The sequence below is a fragment of the Gemmatimonadales bacterium genome, from assembly GCA_041390145.1.
GTDB lineage: Bacteria > Gemmatimonadota > Gemmatimonadetes > Gemmatimonadales > GWC2-71-9 > SPDF01.
Genome location: JAWKQM010000007.1, coordinates 157,174 through 172,971 on the forward strand (window position 1 = coordinate 157,174; position 15,798 = coordinate 172,971).

Consider the following 15,798-nt stretch of genomic DNA (forward strand, 5'->3'; position numbering starts at 1 on the left):
CGCTGCCCCGCTGCCCCGCTGCCCCCCCGCCTACGCCGCCATCTCCTTCAGCAGCGCCAGCGCCTTGTCGACCTCGTCCGGCGAGTTGTAGATGTGGCAGGCATGGCGCACGCCGACGTCGCCCATGCTGCGGACCCGCACCTTCCCGCGTTCCCAGAGATAGTCCTGAATTTGGGCCCCGGTCTTGTTCTTGAGTCCGTACACCGTCGTGCCGCAGGTGAGGTCGGGATGCGTCGGCGAGACGAACGTCGTACCGGGGATGCTGGTCAGGCCGGTCCGGAGCCGGTTGGCCAGGGCGAAGTCGCGCGCCTGGATCTTCGTTGAGCCGATCTGGTTGTGGAAGTCGACGGCGACCCCGAGGCCGAGGAGGAGGCTCAGGTTGCCGGTGCCGTACTGCATCAGCCGGAACATCGGGTCAGCCTGGTCATCCCAGGCTCCCGATGCGAGGGTGGTCCAGAGTTCCTTCTGGCGCTCGGGCCGGACGTAGAGCAGACCGGTGCCCTTGGGGCCGAGCATCCACTTGTGGGGCGAGGCGAAGAAGGCGTCACAGCCCATGGCCTGCACATCGATGGCGACATGCCCCAGCGACTGGGCACCGTCGATGACGCTCCAGATATCGCGCTCCCTGGCCAGGGCGCAGAGCTGATTGACGGGATAGCGGATGGCGCGCGAACTCGAGATATGCGGGATGGCCCAGACCCGCGTGCGCGGCGTCGTGGCGTCGAGGTAGAGCTGGATCAGCTGGTCGGGCGACTCGGGGGGATTGGGGACGGTGACCACCTTGACCACGATGCCGTCGCGCTTGGCGCGCAGGTCGTAGCCCATCCGGCCGCCGGCGTGGGCCTGGTCGGTTACGATGACTTCGTCACCCGGCTTCAGGTCGAGCCCGTTGGCCACGAAGTTCATGCCGAACGTGGCGTTCATGGTCAGCGCCACGTCATGCCCGGTGCAGTTGAGGGTGGTGGCCACTTTTTCCCGGCTGGGCAGTTCCGGGTAGTAGCCCGTGAAGAAGTTCTCGTGGCCCGCCTTGTAGTCCCACTCCGCAATGTCGCGATTGACGTGCTGGATGCTCTGGATGACCGTCTCCTGGACCGCCCGAGGACTCGACCCCAGGGTGGCGGTATTGAAGAACGCCTGGTCCGGCGGGATGGTGAACTGCTGGCGGAGCGCCCGCCAGTACGCCTCGTCGTCCAGCGGGCCGAGATCGGCGGGCATGAGCGGCCGACTCGCGCGCGGCGGAGTGGCGCCGAACTTCGGCAGCGTCAGCGAGGCGGCGAACGGGACCGACAGGAATCCGAGGAAGGAGCGTCGAGTGGTCACGGGGCACCAGTGGTGAGGGATGGTTCACAATCGGGTCCGGATCGCGGCTCCGCAAGCCCCCCTCTCCCGGACGGTGGTTGTCGGGCTTACTCTCCCGGGATGCGATACACACTTCTGCTCTGCCTTCTTGGCCTCCCGACGGTCCTCAGCGCCCAGGCGGCGGTGGCCAACGCCGACTCGCAGGTGGTGGCCCCCGACATACTCGCGGAACGGCTCCTGGTCGATGTCCGCGCACTCGACAACACCATCCGGGTGGACGCGAGGTATGCCGGCCCCGACAACTTTACCGGTGCGCCGCTGCCGGGGTACAACGCCAACCGTGCATTGCTCCGCCGCGAAGCGGCCGAGGCACTGGCGCGGGTGCAGCATCGGCTCGCCGCCGAAGGGCTTGGGCTCAAGATCTGGGACGGATACCGGCCGGTCCGGGCCACCCAGGCCATGGTGGCGTGGACGGAGCGGACCAACCAGACCTGGCTGCTCGACTCCGGGTACATCGCGCGGCGGAGCCGGCACAATCAGGGGGTGGCCGTTGACCTGACGATGGTGGATCTCCACTCCGGGGTCGAGGTGCCGATGGGCACACCCTTCGACACCTTCGGGGATGCGGCCCACACCGCCAATGCCGCTGGCGCCGTGAAACAGTCGCGGGATCATCTCGTAGAGGTGATGGCCTCGGAGGGATTCGCCAACTACCCGATGGAGTGGTGGCACTTCTCGATTGTCGTCGAGGACCCGGTTCCCTTCGACCTCGTCATCCGCGCCGCACCGCTCACGCCTCAATAATGGACCACGTCATGCCCCGTGCCACACTGGTAATTGCACTGCTCGCGTCCATCCCGACCGTTGCCCCGGCCCAGGTCGGCTCCCCGGCCGGTCCGGTCCCGGTGGAGTACCTGGCCGCGCGGCGCGCGGAACTCCTCAAGCGTATGGGGAACGGCGTGGCCGTCATCCGGTCGTCGGAACAGCGCAGCATCGAGGGGGATTATCCGCAGGACAGCGATTACCGGGAGAACAACGACTTCTTCTACCTGACCGGACTGGAGACGCCGTCCAGCTGGCTGGTGCTGATCGCTCGCGACACCCTCGCTCCGCAGGTCTACCTCTACCTGCCCGCCCGCGACTCAATGGCGGAGCGGTGGACGGGGGCACGCCTTGGGCCGGGTGCGGAGGCGACCGCCCTCACCGGCATCGAGGACACCCGCCCGGCCGACCTGGCCGAGCGCCAGATCCGGAGCTTCGTCCGGTCCCGGACGCTCCAGGGCGGCAGGTTCTACCTGCTGCTCGGCAAGGAGGCGGAGAGCGACACCTTCTTCCAGCATCTGGCTCTGGGGACCAGTGCGGGGGTGACCGACCTTCGGCCCTCCCTGGCCGCCATGCGGCTGGTGAAGGATGCCGACGAAATGCGCCGGATGCGCATGGCTGCCGAGATCAGCGCCAAGGGGCACGTGGCCGCGATGCGCGTGGCGCATCCCGGGGCCTGGGAGTACCAGCTGGAGGGCGCGGCCGAGGGGACATTCCGGAGCCTGGGCGCCGAACGGTTGGCCTACCCGAGCATCGTGGGAACGGGAATCAATGCGACGACGCTCCACTACGACCGGAGCCGCAGCCAGCTGCAGGCGGGGGAGCTGGTGGTGATGGACATGGGGGCGGAGTATGGCTTCTACGCGGCGGACATCACGCGGACCATTCCGGTGACCGGCAAGTTCTCACCGCGCCAGCTTGAGATCTACAACCTCGTCCTCGCGACGCAGCAGGCGGCGCTCGACTCCGTCAAGCCCGGGATGACCCTCGGCCGGCTGGGAACGATCGCGCGCGACTACATGAAGGAGCACTCCGGCGATCTCTGCGCCCCCGGCACCTGCGACCGCTACTTCATCCACGGCCTCAGCCACTGGGTGGGGATGGATGTCCACGACGTCGGGAGCTACGGGACGCCGCTGGCCCCGAACATGGTCTTCACCGTGGAGCCGGGCATCTACATCCCGGAGGAAAAGCTGGGCGTCCGGATCGAGGATGACGTGGTCGTGACGGCCACCGGCTACGAACTGCTCTCCGGCGGCGCGCCCCGGACAGCGGCGGATGTCGAGAAAGTCATGAAGCAGCGGCGCTGAGCTTCCACGCCGCGATGTTGCGGCGAATCTGCCGGTCGTGGATCTCCAGGTGTTCGGCATAGGCCTGTAGCCAGATCTCGGCTCCATAGGCGCCCGCCTCGGTGTGCTTGGCGGTCCGCCCCCACTGTGCCTCCGTGAGCCGGCGGAGCAGGGGCACGGTGTTGGCGCGGACGGCCACCACCGTGGCCATCGCCAAGTCGATCGGATGGGCGTGGTAGTCCATCCCTTTGGCCCACTGGGCCTCGTCATACCCCACGATCGTGGGGCGCTCCTCCCCCAGCACATAGCGGATTCGCCCGTGGCTGTTCACCTCCGAGTCAGCGCAGTGGACGACCACCTCGTGGACCGACCACTTACCGGGGGCGGGTCGCCACTGCAGGGCCGCGGCCGGCGTCTCCGCCAGGGCGGCGGCAATCCGGGCGGGGCCCTCGGCGTAGCGGCGGATGCAGTCTTCTCGTTCGGCGGGGGTCACGGTCGGCTCCGGGGTCTGGACGCATTCATTGGAAGAAAACCCGATTCGACCTAAGATATGGCGGGATCCAGCGTAAGGGCGACCTCCGGGGCCGGGATTCGGCGGGGTCGAATTCATTGACGCGGGGGCCTTCGGTCGGTAAAATGCTGACTGCTTGGCCACTCATCCCCCGCATTTTTCGCTGAACAGGACGAACGGAATGGCCCTCAGGATTCCTTCCCTCCGGCGCGCCGCCCGGTGGGTGCCCGCACTGTGCGTTACGCTGGCCATGCTCGTGCTGGCCGGCTGCTCGCCGGATGGGTACCCGCAGACCACGCTGGCTCCCAAGGCGGACTTCGCGGAACTGCTCGACCAGGTGTTCCGCCGGTCGTTCCAGCTGGCCACGATCGTCTTCTTCCTGGTGGAAGGGGCGCTGGTCTGGGCCCTCTTCCGGTTCCGCGGGAAGCCGGGCGACGCCGAGCCGGAGCAGAATCACGGCAACACGATGCTCGAGGTGGTCTGGACCGCCATTCCCGCGGTCATTCTCGTCTTCATCGCCGTGCCCACCATCCAGACGATCTTCAAGACGGCCGAGGTCCCGACCGACAATCCGCTCGTGATCGAGGTGACCGGTCACCAGTGGTGGTGGGAGTTCCGGTACCCGGAGTACAACCTCGTGACCGCGGGCGACATGCACGTCCCGACCGGGCGGACGGTCGACCTCCGGATGAGCACCGGCGACGTGGTCCACAGCTTCTGGACGCCGCAACTGGCGGGGAAGCGCGACGTCTTCCCCAAGCGCGACAACCGGCTCTGGTTCAAGACGGAGACGCCCGGGACCTACCCCGGGCAGTGCGCGGAGTTCTGCGGCACCCAGCACGCCCGGATGGCCTTCCAGGTCATTGCGCAGGCCCCGGCGGATTTCGACGCCTGGCGCGTGGGGATTGCCGCCGTGAGCGCTCCCGCCGACTCCGGGGCGCCGGCTCCCGACCCGCTCGTGGTGCAGGGAAAGCAGCTCTTTGCCACCAAGGCCTGCGTCGGGTGCCACGCCGTGACCGCGGTCGGCGCGCCGACCATGGTCGGTCCGAACCTGGCCGGCATCGGCAGCCGCACGGATATCGCCTCCGGCTGGCTGCCCAACACCGACGAGAATCTCGCCCGCTGGCTGAAGAACCCCCAGGCGGTCAAGTCGGGGGTGTTGATGCCGAATCTCGGGCTCACCGATGAAGAAGTCACCGCGCTGATCGCGTACCTGCGCTCGCTCAGCGTGGTGCCTGCACCGGGGGCGGTCGCCATGACCGCCGCCGGGAACTGACGAGAGGGTACGCGATGTCCACGATAGCGATGGGGCACGCCGGCACCGAGGCCGCTCCGGCCGAGAAGAAGGGGCTCTGGAGCTGGATCACGACCGTCGACCACAAACGGATCGGCATCCTCTACGGCGTCACCGCCTTCCTCTTCTTCCTGGGAGGCGGCCTCGAGGCACTCCTGATCCGCTGGCAGCTCGGAGCGCCGGACAAGACGTTCCTGTCGCCCGAGGCCTACAACCAGCTGTTCACGATGCACGGCACGACGATGATCTTCCTCGGCGTGATGCCGCTCTCGGCGATGTTCTTCAACTACTTCATCCCCCTGCAGATCGGCGCGCGCGACGTCGCGTTCCCGCGGCTGAACGCGTACAGCTACTGGGTTTTCCTCTTCGGCGGCCTGGTGCTCAACGCGAGCTTCCTCTTCAACGCCGCGCCCGACATGGGGTGGTTCGCCTACGCCAACCTGACCTCGAAGCAATTCAGCCCCGGCCTCAACGTCGATTTCTGGATTATCGGCCTGCAGATCCTCGGCGTGGCTTCGCTGGCGGCGGCGGTGAACTTCTTCGTGACCATCATCAACCTGCGCGCGCCCGGCATGAAGATGATGCGGATGCCGATGTTCGTCTGGATGAGCCTCATCACGCAGGTCCTGATCCTCCTGGCTTTCCCGATCATCACGGTGGCGCTCATCCTCCTGATGCTCGACCGGAACTTCGGCACGCACTTCTTTGTCCCCTCCGGCGGCGGCGATCCCGTGCTCTGGCAGCACCTCTTCTGGCTCTTCGGCCATCCCGAGGTGTACATCCTCATCCTCCCGGCCTTCGGCGTCGTCTCCGAGATCCTTCCGGTCTTCTCGCGGAAGCCCCTCTTCGGCTACGCCGCCATGGTCTTCTCGGGGTGTTTCATCGCCTTCCTGGGCTTCGGGGTGTGGAGCCACCACATGTTTGCCACCGGCATGGGGCCGATGGCGGACACGGTCTTCTCGCTTGGCACCATGCTGATCGCCATCCCGACCGGCGTGAAGATCTTCAACTGGATCGGCACGGTCTGGGGCGGGTCCATCCAGTACAAGACCCCGATGTATTTCGCCCTCGGCTTCGTGGCGATGTTCATCATCGGCGGCCTCTCGGGCGTCATGCACGCCTCGCCCCCGGCGGACCTCCAGCAGACCGACAGCTACTTCATCGTGGCGCACTTCCACTATGTGCTCTTCGGCGGCAGCATCTTTGCCCTCACCGCCGGCGCGTACTACTGGTTCCCGAAGATGACCGGCCGGATGCTCAGCGAGGGCCTCGGCAAGGTGCACTTCTGGCTGATGTTCCTCGGCTTCAACCTGACCTTTGCGCCGATGCACATCCTCGGCCTCAACGGCATGCCGCGCCGGGTGTACACCTACTCCGCCGGCATGGGCTTCGGGTTCTGGAACGCGATCGAAACGGCCGGCTCCCTGATCCTCGGCTTCTCCTTCCTGGTGTTCATCTGGAACATCCTGAAGTCGCTCAAGAGCGGGGCGGTGGCCCCGGCCGACCCCTGGCACGGCGCCACCCTCGAGTGGTCAATCCCGTCACCGCCGCAGGAGTGGAATTTCGCGGTGGAACCGACGGTAGACAGCCGGGATCCCCTCTGGGAACTGCGGCGCGCCAACGGCGGCACGCTGCCGGAGCCGGCCCGGGTGAGCGGCAAGGGGATTCACCTCCCCAGCCCGTCCTACTGGCCGATCGTCACGGCGTTCGGCACGGCGCTGACCCTCGTCGGCTTTCTGATGCACGTCAATCTCGCGGTGATCCTGGCCGGCGTCGCGATCACCATGACCGGCATCTTCTCGTGGGCCTTTGAGCCCGCCGACCACTAGACTCCTCACGACTGCGACGGACGGTCCCTTGGCGCACGATACCGCACACGCGATGCATCCCCCGACGGCCACCGGGCTCGACACCCGGAAGTTGGCCATCTGGACCTTCATCGGGTCGGAATGCCTCTTCTTCGCGACGCTGATTTCGAACTACCTGGTGTACAAGGGGCACAGCCTGGTCGGGCCGCTCCCGCACGAGGTCTCGCAGTGCATGCTGCACGGCCAGATGACCACCTGCGAGCCGATCTTCGAAATCCCGCTGGTCACGATGGGCACGGCGGTGCTCCTCTTCAGCTCCTTCTTCGTGGTGCGGGCGCTCGACGGCGCGCGATCCGGCAACCGGAAACAGCTGATCGGCTGGCTGACGGCCACGGTGATTTGCGGGCTCTTCTTCGTCGGCATGCAGGTGTACGAGTTCACCCATTTCTACCACAAGGGACTCGGCTACACCACGAACCTCTTCGGGTCTTCGTTCTACACGCTCACCGGCTTCCACGGCACGCACGTCACGATCGGCGTCATCTGGCTCGCCACCGTCCTCGTGCTCGCCATCCGCGGCAAGCTGCCGGTGGAGAAGGCGATGAACCTCGAAATCGCCGCCCTCTACTGGCACTTCGTGGACGTCGTCTGGATCGTGATCTTCCCCGTCGTCTACCTGATGAGGTGATCGGCATGGACGCCCAAGTCGCCACGCACCATCACGAGTCCGCGGCCGCGACCTACACCAAGATCGCGGTGGTCCTCTTCGTCATGACCGCCCTCGAGGTGCTCGCCTACGAGGCGTCGCACCGGGCCGGCTGGCCCATGCACGGGCTCGTGCAGCCGTTCCTCAACGAGATCCTCATCGTCCTGTCGGCGGCCAAGTTCGCCCTGGTCGCGATGTTCTACATGCACCTGAAGTCGGACAGCAAGATCTTCAGCGGCCTGTTCGTCTTTCCGCTGATCATCGCGACCGTGGTCATCGTCGCACTGCTGCTCCTCTTCTCGTACTTGCGCATGCTGCACCCGACGGCGTGACGCGCCGAAGCTCGCTCGCTGTACTGGCGGCCCCGCTTCGGCGGGGCCGCTTCGTCATTCACCCACGAGGCTCGATGCGCTACAGTGCCGTTCTGCTGCTCGCCCTCGCCGGCGCGACTCCCGCCCGGGCGCAGGGGACCCGGCCGCCGAATTTTGACTCCCTCGCCGCCGAAGCCACGACCTGGCTGCAGGAGTACCTGCGCATCCGGACGGTCAATCCGCCGGGCAACGAGATCGAGGGCGCGCGGTTTCTCCAGGCGGTGCTGGCGGGCGAGGGGATTCAGGCCGAGATCTTCGAATCGGCGCCCGGGCGCGGCAACCTCTACGCGCGGCTGCCGGGCACCGGCGCGCAGCGCCCGATGGTGCTGCTGCACCACATCGACGTGGTGCCCGCCGATTCTGCCCGGTGGAAATATCCGCCGTTCAGCGGGGTCATCGAGGATGGCGCGGTCTGGGGGCGCGGGGCGCAGGACACCAAGGGACTCGGGATCATCCAGCTCGCCACGTTCGTGGCGCTCAAGCGTCGGGGCGTGCCGCTCAGCCGCGATCTCATCCTCGTGGCCAATGCGGACGAGGAACTCAGCTCCTCGGGATCACTCTGGTTCACGCAGCACAAGGCGGACCTGGTCCGGGAGGCGGAGTTCCTCCTGAACGAGGGGGGCGACAACGAAATGGGGCCGAACGGCAAGACGGTTTCCTACGGCCTCGACGCCACGGAAAAGGTGCCGTACTGGCTCCGCCTGACCGTCCGCGGGGAACCGGGCCACGGGAGCCGTCCGACGGAGGGCAATGCGGCGCTCAGGCTCTCCCGCGTGCTTGGCCGGATCGCGGACTGGCAGACGCCGCTCATCCTGACGCCTCCCGCCGCCGCCTATCTCGAGGCCCTCGCCACCCGGGAACGGAATCCGGTGCATCGCGCCTGGCTCGCCGACCCCGCGAAGGCGCTGCAGGACTCGGTGGCGACCGCCTGGCTGATCGCGGACCGCTACCAGAACGCGATTCTCCGCAATACCGTGGCCATCACCGTGCTTCACGGCTCGACCAGCACGAACGTGATCCCAGCCGAGGCATCCGCGGAAATCGACGTGCGCCTCCTCCCGGGCCAGCGGCCGGACGACTTCCTCGCGCAGCTGCGCGCTGTCATGCAGGACACGACGGTGGAGGTTACGCCGCTCTCCAAGGTGCGCGCGGCGCGCTCGTCTCCGGTGGACGGCCCGGTGCTGGCCGCGTTCAGCGAGGCAGTCGAGGCCATGGATCCCGGCGCGCTCGTGCTGCCCAGGATGCTGACCGGGTACACTGACAGCTACGACTACCGGCTGCTCGGCATCGACGCCTATGGCGTCGAGGCCTGGCGCACCACCGCCGCGGTCTCCGCCACGATACATGGCAATGATGAGCGGGTACCGGTGCAGGAGATTAGGTTCGGAGTGGAGTTCTACTACCGCATTGTGGAGCAGCTGGCCCGGTAACAGGCTGGCGGCCGAACGCCATCCGTCCGGGAGGGTTCATGATACGCCTGCTCTGGTACATGCTGATCGCGGCGTTCATCGGCGCGCTGATCACCGGGGCGTCCTACGCGGCGGCCTACTCCACCGTCGGCACCCTGCTCGGTGCGCCCCCGCCCAAGATGGGCAAGCAGACTGTCGACCTGCTCTGGAAGGGGGCGCCGGATCTGCCGGGTCATCCACGGGCGTGGAGATTCACCTTCGGCCCCACGCTCATCCCCGGCGCTCGCGATGTGAAGATCTGGGTTTCCCCGTCCGGCAAGCTGCTGCAGACCGCGCCGGCGAATCTCCCGGCGCGGTTGGCTGGGTTTCACGATCGGGGCTATTGACCCGAGAGCGCCAGCGCGATGCTCGTCTCGTACCCTGCGGCGTCGACCGTATCGAACAGCGCCAGGCCTGCCTCCACGAGGCAGGCCTCTTCTTTGTCCTCGAAGGTCGGCAGGTCAAATGGCTGTGCCGGGAGCGCGGCATACGCGGGGAACTCTGACTGGATGGGGCACCCGTTGGCCAGGCGCCGATCATCCGGCGACTCGAGCCCGAGTCCCATCATCCGACAGACCGCCGGTCGGCCTTCGTAGACGACGCAACCGCCATCCTCCAGGCAGGGGCAGGGCTCGGTGGCCAGCGCATCGCAGACCCCGTCGAACTGCGCCTCCCCCAACTCCCGCACATCGAATGGCGCCGGCCAATCGGGAGCCAGTCTCTGCTGCCGGGCCGCGGCGGCCCTTGCACGCGCGAGGAGCGCCGCGCGGCGTTCCTGGGGCAGTTCGGCCACGGTCTCCCGCAGGAGAAGCACGTCGGCTACGGAAATGTCGAAGGGGCCGTGGCAGCAGGCAGTGCAGCCCTGGCGGCAGGGAATTACGCCAGGATGAATTTGATGGGCGGTGGTGGTCCAGTGGTCGAGCGATTGGAGCAGCGTGCGGTAGCGGACGGCGGCCGGGTTCATGTGCCGCGGCGTGCCGCGAGCGCCAGGCAGAGCCAGCCGGAAAGAAATGCGACGCCACCCAGCGGCGTGATCGCGCCGAGTGCCCGCTGTCCGGTGAGCGCCATCGCGTACAGGCTGCCCGAAAAGAGGATCGTGCCGGCCACAAAGCACCAGCCGGCGGCGGAGGTCAGTTTTCCCGGCCACCGGGTGACTGCCCAGGCGACCGCCATCAGCGCGAGCGCGTGGTACATCTGGTACCGGGCTCCGGTCTCGAACACCAGGAGCATGGCCGGTCCGAGTCGGGCGCGCAGGGCGTGCGCGCCGAACGCGCCCGCCGCGACCGCGAGAAAGGCCGAGAAGGCGCCGAGCCGGAAGAAGCGCTGGTCCATTGGGCGTGTCCTACCTGGCGGCGCGGCTGGGAGCGCGATCGATCCACCCGCCGATCGCGGCAAGCGCCAGAAGCATGACGATCGCACTGATGCCGATGGCTCGGACGCTGGGTGGCGGGGGACCGAGTGTCGTGGCAACGTAGGCCCCGGCCAGCACGACTGAGAAGCCAATCGCCCACCACCGCCGGACCGGGTGATTGCGGCTCCCCCCGGTGAGGTAGAGCGCGAGCCCGATCCCGAGCAGCCCAAGCTCGACCGTGAAGGTGAGGGGAATGCTGTTCCAGAGGCCGAAGCCGAACTTGGCCGTATCATTGCCGGCGAGCGGCAGGTCGGGGACGTGCACGACCAGGTCGAGGAACCAGTGGGACGCAACCGCCAGGGCGACGATCATGGCGGCGCGCCCGTGGCCGCTCGAGTCCTTGGTGGGCCAGGTATACCAGACGACCGCTGCGGCGATGGCCCAGAGGCCGGCCGCGAGCAGGCTGTGGGTGATTGGGTAGGACAGGAACTGGAGGGGTGAAGCGGCGGTCCATCCCGGGTGGATCCGCACCCGCTCCCAGCCGAGCAGGATCGTGGCACCCCACGCGATGTCCACCAGCTGGACGGCGATGAAGAGCGTCCCGAGCGAGAGTTTGGGCTCTGCACGCTTGAGGGCGAGCCCGACGCCATAGTGCCCGATGAACATCGCCGTCAGCCCGTGGGAGTGTTGAGGGACTCGGGTGAGACGGCCATGCCCATGGCGTGGTAGCCGTTGTCCACGTAGACCACGCTGCCCGTGATCGCCGCTGCCATTGGGCTGGCAAGGAAGGCGGCGGTGTTCCCGACGTCGCTCGCCTCCATCTTCCGCGTCAGCGGGGCGTTGCTGGAGCAGTAATCGATCATCATGTCGATGAAGCCGATGGCCGAGGCGGCGCGAGAGGCGTAGGGGCCGGCGGAGATGGTGTTGATACGCACACCGAACCGTCGCCCCGCCTCGTAGGACAGGGTGCGGGTGTCCGCTTCGAGCGCGGCCTTGGCGGTGCTCATGCCGCCGCCGTAGCCGGGGATCGCCCGCTCCCCCGCCATGTAGGTCAGGGAGAGGAAGGACCCGCCCTCGCGCATCAGCGGCCCGAAATTCCGCACGAACGAGACGTTGCTGTAGGCGCTCACACTCACCGCGGAGAGGTATCCTGCCCGGGAGGTATCGAGCAGCTGGTTCTTGACCTCAGGACCGTTGGCCAGGGAGTGCACCACGATGTCGAGCGGCTTCTCCCCGAAGTCCTTCCGGAAGTGATCCACGACCCCCTGGATCGAGAAGTCGCCGTGCTCCTTGTAACGCTTGCTCTCGCGGACGTCCGCGGGGACGTCGGCCAGCGTGTCGTAGGCGGCGTCGAGGGGATAGATCTTCTCGAATTCGAGTTTGCGGCCGTCGGACAGGGCCATCGATGCTTCCATCTTGCCCCGCTCGAGGAGCTTCTGGAAGATGCCAAGCGCGGGGGGCCAGGAGCCGAGGCACACCGAGGCGCCGGCCTCGGCGAGGGACTTGGCAATGGCGAAGCCGAATCCGCCGTCGTCGGAGACGCCGGCCACGAAGGCACGCTTGCCGCGCAGGTCGATTGGGAGCATCCGGGCAGTCCACCTGTTGAGGATGGTCGTAAGATACAGCGGCCCGGAGGGCGAGGTAAGAAGCGTCTACTCGTTCCGCAGGGCGTCCAGCGGCGTGCGTCGAAAGAGGTCCACCGAGCTCCAGAGCCCGACGCCCACCGTCAGCGCCACCACACCGGCCGCGAGGAGGAGCATCGGCCCGGCCGGGATCGCGAATTTCGTCTCGAAGAGCCAGTGGGCCAGCGCCCAGCCGCTCCCGAGCGCCAGGACCAGCCCCGCCAGGGCCGCCAGGGTGCCCAGCGCCAGGTACTCCGACACGGCCACCCGCGTCACCTGCGCCCGGCTCGCACCGAGCGTCTTGAGCAGCACCGTTTCCCGCAACCGCTGCGCTCGGCTGGTGGCGAGTGATCCAAGCAGGACCACGAGCCCCGCCGCCAGCGTGAAGAACGCCATGAACCGGATGGCCGCCCCCACCTTGCCGAGGATGTCGTCCAGCGCTCGCTGCACGGTGGAGAGGTCAAGCGCCGAGATATTGGCGAACTGCTCCACTACTGCGCGCTGGATCAGCCCCCGCTGGGAGGCGCTGTCGACTCGCACCAGGGTGACGAGCGTCTGCGGCGCCGCCTCGAGCGCCCCCGGCCGGAACACCACGAAGAAATTCGTCTCGAACCGGGCCCAGTCGACCTCGCGGAGGCTGGTGACCCGGCTCGGGATCGGCACGCCCTGCACGTCCCAGGTGATCTGGTCACCGATGCTGACGCCGAGTTCCTCCGCGAGCCCGACCTCCACGGAAATGGACACCGGCGCCCCGGCGGAATCAGTGCCGGGTCCCCACCACTTCCCGAGGACGACACGCTCGCTCCCGACCACGGAGTCGCGGTAGGTCGAGCGGTATTCGCGCCGGAGCGCCCATCCTGCCGGCCGTCCCTCGACCTCGGTCGTGTCGCGCGAATAGTCCTGCACCGCCTTCCCGTTGATGGACTGAATGCGCATCGGGACGATCGGCACGGCGGGAGTTGGATCGAGGCCGCGCGCGCGGAGCAGGGAGTCCACCCCCGCCGCCTGGTCGGGCTGGATGTCGAAGAGGATGAGATTGGGTCGCCGCGAACTTCCGTCCACCCGCAACGAGCGCAGGAGGTTGTGCTGCACCAGCAGCAGCGTCGCGAGGAGGAAGGTGCCAAAGCCCAGCGACAAGACGACCGACACCGTCTGGTTGGCGGGTCGATAGAGGTTCGCGAGTCCCTGCCGCCATACGTACGCGAGGCGGTGCGGGAACGACTTCCGGAGCCCCCGCACAAGGGTGAATGCGGAGAGCCAGAGCCCGGCCAGCGCCACGCCGATGCCCGCGGCGAATGCGGCACCGCGGAACGCATTGCCGGCCTGCACCATCGCCATGAGGACAACGCTCGCCATCAGAACCGCGATTGCGAGAATCGTCCAGCGGTCGCGCGCCGGCCTGGCCTCCGCCTCGTAGGGGCGGCGCAGCGTGGCAAGGGGAGAAATCTTGCGGATGCCCAGCAGCGGAATCAGCGCAAAGGCCACCGCCGTCCAGAGGCCAAGCCCCAGTCCGGTGGCGAGGGCGGGCCAGGAGACCGCGGGAGTGACCGTCACGGGGAGGAAATCGCCGAGGACGCGGGGAAGCGCCTGTTGCACCGCGAGCCCGATGGCGGCACCCACGGTGCTTCCGATGAGCCCGATGCCAGCGGCCTGCACCAGGAAGAGCGCGAAGACCTGTCGGCTGCTGCCGCCCAGGCACCGGAGCACCGCGATCGTGTCCATCTTCTGCCGGATCAGGACATGCACCGCGCTGCCGACGCCGAGTCCGCCCAGGAGCAGCGCCACAAGGGCGACGAGGCCGAGGTAGCGTCCGAGCCGCTCAAGCGCGTTGCCGAGATTGCGCTGTTCATCCTGCACGGTGCGCACCCGCACCCGATCGGGGCGGAGTCTCGGCTTCAGGGTGTCGGCGATAGCCTGCACGTCGGCGCCGGCCGGCAGCTGGAGGTAGATGTCGTATTCCGCTCGCGCGCCAAAGCCGAGCAAGCCGGTCTCGGTGACCAGTGCCCCCGGAATGAACACCCGCGGACCAAACGCGGTGGCAATCCCGACATCGCCGGGTACATGGTCGACCGTACCCGCAATCGGCAACCGAAGCGCGCCCAGCGCCAGCGTGTCGCCGATCGACGCCCCGAGGGCTGTCAGGAACGCAGGGTCAACCAGCGCCACCCGGTCAACCTGGAGTCGGGGCCAGGCTCCCGCCGGCGTCGTGGTGATCGCCCCGAAGAAGGGCCAGCCTCCATCAACCGCGGTCACCCGTACCAAGCGCACGCCGGTGCGGGTTGGGACATACCCCATGGCGCCGAAGGTGGTGACGGTCGCCCGGTCGGCGCAGGAGACCGGCCCTCCGCACGCGAGGGAATCTGCCAGCGCGTCCAGCGATTCGGTCGGTGCTGACCGGGACGCCAGCGCCAGGTCCGCGCCAAGGAGGCCGCGCGCCTCGGCGTTGACCGCCGAGCGGAGGTTGGCGGTAAAGGTGTTGATCGCCACCAGCGCCGCGGTACCGGTGGCAATCGCGGCCACCAGCAGGAGGAGGCGTCGGCGCGAGGCCCGCCCCTCGCGCCAGGCGAGTCGGAGCAGCGCGCGCAGTGTCACGTGGTGGTGTCCGACTCCAGGTGGCCGTCCGCCAGCCGGAGAATACGGCGCGCCCGGCCAGCCAGGTCGGGGTCGTGCGTTACCAGCACGAGTGTGGTCCCCGCCTCGCGGTTGAGGTCGGTCATCAGGTCGATGATGTCGGCCCCGGTCCGCTGATCCAGATTGCCGGTCGGTTCGTCGGCAAAGAGGATCTTCGGGTGGGTAGAAAACGCCCGCGCCAGCGCGACACGCTGCTGCTCGCCGCCGGAGAGCTGGGCGGGGTAGTGCCCGGTGCGGTCACCCAGCCCGACGCGCTCCAGGAGCGCGCGGGCCCGTGACGGGTCGGACTCTCCACGGAGTTCGAGGGGGACCTGGACATTCTCCAGGGCGGTGAGCGTCGGGATCAACTGGTAGGCCTGGAAGACGAAGCCGACCTTGGCGCCGCGGAGGGCGGCGCGCTGGTCTTCATCCAGCCCGCTGAGCGCGACTCCATCGAGCCAGACCTCGCCCGACGCGGGCCGATCCAGTCCGGCCAGGAGTCCGAGCAGCGTCGTTTTGCCGCTGCCAGACGGGCCGATGATGGCGACAAATTCGCCGGCTTCCACCGCGAAGCTGATATCTTGCAGGACGGTCAGCGTGCCCGTGCCCGATCGATACGACTGGGTCAGGTTCTCACAGCGCAGCATCTGGACTCCAATGACGTTTC

General features: G+C 67.8%; 16 protein-coding genes. 8 read left to right on the plus strand and 8 right to left on the minus strand.

Annotated elements, in window-relative coordinates; all coding sequences use genetic code 11:
- Positions 1 to 30 precede the first annotated feature (30 nt).
- Positions 31 to 1,320: an aminotransferase class V-fold PLP-dependent enzyme gene (locus R2910_08135; protein ID MEZ4412935.1), complete on the minus strand. Its 1,290-nt coding sequence runs from the start codon at positions 1,318 to 1,320 to the stop codon at positions 31 to 33.
- Positions 1,321 to 1,419: 99 nt separating this feature from the next.
- Here R2910_08135 and R2910_08140 point away from each other — a divergent pair, with 99 nt between their 5' ends.
- The gene (locus R2910_08140) at positions 1,420 to 2,103 is read left to right on the plus strand and encodes a M15 family metallopeptidase (GenBank protein MEZ4412936.1); all 684 of its coding nucleotides are present in this window, start codon (positions 1,420 to 1,422) and stop codon (positions 2,101 to 2,103) included.
- An 11-nt stretch (positions 2,104 to 2,114) separates the two neighbouring features.
- Positions 2,115 to 3,431, plus strand: coding sequence for an aminopeptidase P N-terminal domain-containing protein (locus R2910_08145; protein ID MEZ4412937.1), 1,317 nt, complete (start codon positions 2,115 to 2,117; stop codon positions 3,429 to 3,431).
- On the opposite strand, the gene R2910_08150 is transcribed toward R2910_08145, so the two are convergent.
- Entirely contained in the window at positions 3,412 to 3,903 is a 492-nt protein-coding gene (locus tag R2910_08150; protein MEZ4412938.1) for a DinB family protein, read from the minus strand. The genes R2910_08145 and R2910_08150 overlap by 20 nt on opposite strands.
- A gap of 199 nt (positions 3,904 to 4,102) precedes the next feature.
- Between R2910_08150 and coxB the strand changes: the two genes are divergently transcribed.
- The 6 genes from coxB (at position 4,103) to R2910_08180 (ending at position 9,895) form a co-directional block, all read left to right on the plus strand.
- The gene (gene coxB, locus R2910_08155) at positions 4,103 to 5,197 is read left to right on the plus strand and encodes a cytochrome c oxidase subunit II (protein ID MEZ4412939.1); all 1,095 of its coding nucleotides are present in this window, start codon (positions 4,103 to 4,105) and stop codon (positions 5,195 to 5,197) included.
- 14 nt (positions 5,198 to 5,211) lie between these two features.
- Positions 5,212 to 7,044 carry a cytochrome c oxidase subunit I gene (ctaD, locus tag R2910_08160; GenBank protein ID MEZ4412940.1) on the plus strand — a complete coding sequence of 611 codons (1,833 nt, stop codon included), beginning with the start codon at positions 5,212 to 5,214 and terminating at the stop codon, positions 7,042 to 7,044.
- Between the two features lie 52 nt (positions 7,045 to 7,096).
- Positions 7,097 to 7,711 carry a cytochrome c oxidase subunit 3 gene (locus R2910_08165; protein ID MEZ4412941.1) on the plus strand — a complete coding sequence of 205 codons (615 nt, stop codon included), beginning with the start codon at positions 7,097 to 7,099 and terminating at the stop codon, positions 7,709 to 7,711.
- Positions 7,712 to 7,716: 5 nt separating this feature from the next.
- Positions 7,717 to 8,061 (plus strand): cytochrome C oxidase subunit IV family protein, encoded by a 345-nt coding sequence (locus R2910_08170; protein ID MEZ4412942.1) that lies wholly within the window; start codon positions 7,717 to 7,719, stop codon positions 8,059 to 8,061.
- A 74-nt stretch (positions 8,062 to 8,135) separates the two neighbouring features.
- Positions 8,136 to 9,530, plus strand: coding sequence for a M20/M25/M40 family metallo-hydrolase (locus R2910_08175; GenBank protein ID MEZ4412943.1), 1,395 nt, complete (start codon positions 8,136 to 8,138; stop codon positions 9,528 to 9,530).
- A gap of 38 nt (positions 9,531 to 9,568) precedes the next feature.
- Complete coding sequence (locus R2910_08180) at positions 9,569 to 9,895, plus strand: hypothetical protein (GenBank protein MEZ4412944.1); 327 nt, start codon at positions 9,569 to 9,571, stop codon at positions 9,893 to 9,895.
- Here the strand turns inward: R2910_08180 and R2910_08185 are convergent.
- From R2910_08185 to R2910_08210, 6 genes are all read right to left on the minus strand, one after another.
- Positions 9,889 to 10,512, minus strand: a complete 624-nt coding sequence (locus R2910_08185) for a YkgJ family cysteine cluster protein (GenBank protein MEZ4412945.1) — start codon at positions 10,510 to 10,512, stop codon at positions 9,889 to 9,891. The two genes, R2910_08180 and R2910_08185, sit on opposite strands and share 7 nt — an antisense overlap.
- On the minus strand, positions 10,509 to 10,880 hold the full coding sequence (locus R2910_08190; protein MEZ4412946.1) for a DUF423 domain-containing protein: 372 nt from the start codon (positions 10,878 to 10,880) through the stop codon (positions 10,509 to 10,511). Before R2910_08190 ends, R2910_08185 begins: the two co-directional genes overlap by 4 nt.
- A gap of 10 nt (positions 10,881 to 10,890) precedes the next feature.
- The gene (locus tag R2910_08195; protein MEZ4412947.1) at positions 10,891 to 11,565 is read right to left on the minus strand and encodes a hypothetical protein; all 675 of its coding nucleotides are present in this window, start codon (positions 11,563 to 11,565) and stop codon (positions 10,891 to 10,893) included.
- Between the two features lie 5 nt (positions 11,566 to 11,570).
- Entirely contained in the window at positions 11,571 to 12,485 is a 915-nt protein-coding gene (locus R2910_08200) for an enoyl-[acyl-carrier-protein] reductase (protein MEZ4412948.1), read from the minus strand.
- Positions 12,486 to 12,551: 66 nt separating this feature from the next.
- Positions 12,552 to 15,113 carry an FtsX-like permease family protein gene (locus tag R2910_08205; protein ID MEZ4412949.1) on the minus strand — a complete coding sequence of 854 codons (2,562 nt, stop codon included), beginning with the start codon at positions 15,111 to 15,113 and terminating at the stop codon, positions 12,552 to 12,554.
- Positions 15,110 to 15,778 (minus strand): ABC transporter ATP-binding protein, encoded by a 669-nt coding sequence (locus R2910_08210; GenBank protein MEZ4412950.1) that lies wholly within the window; start codon positions 15,776 to 15,778, stop codon positions 15,110 to 15,112. The genes R2910_08205 and R2910_08210 overlap by 4 nt, the downstream gene beginning before the upstream one ends.
- Between the last annotated feature and the right edge of the window lie 20 nt (positions 15,779 to 15,798).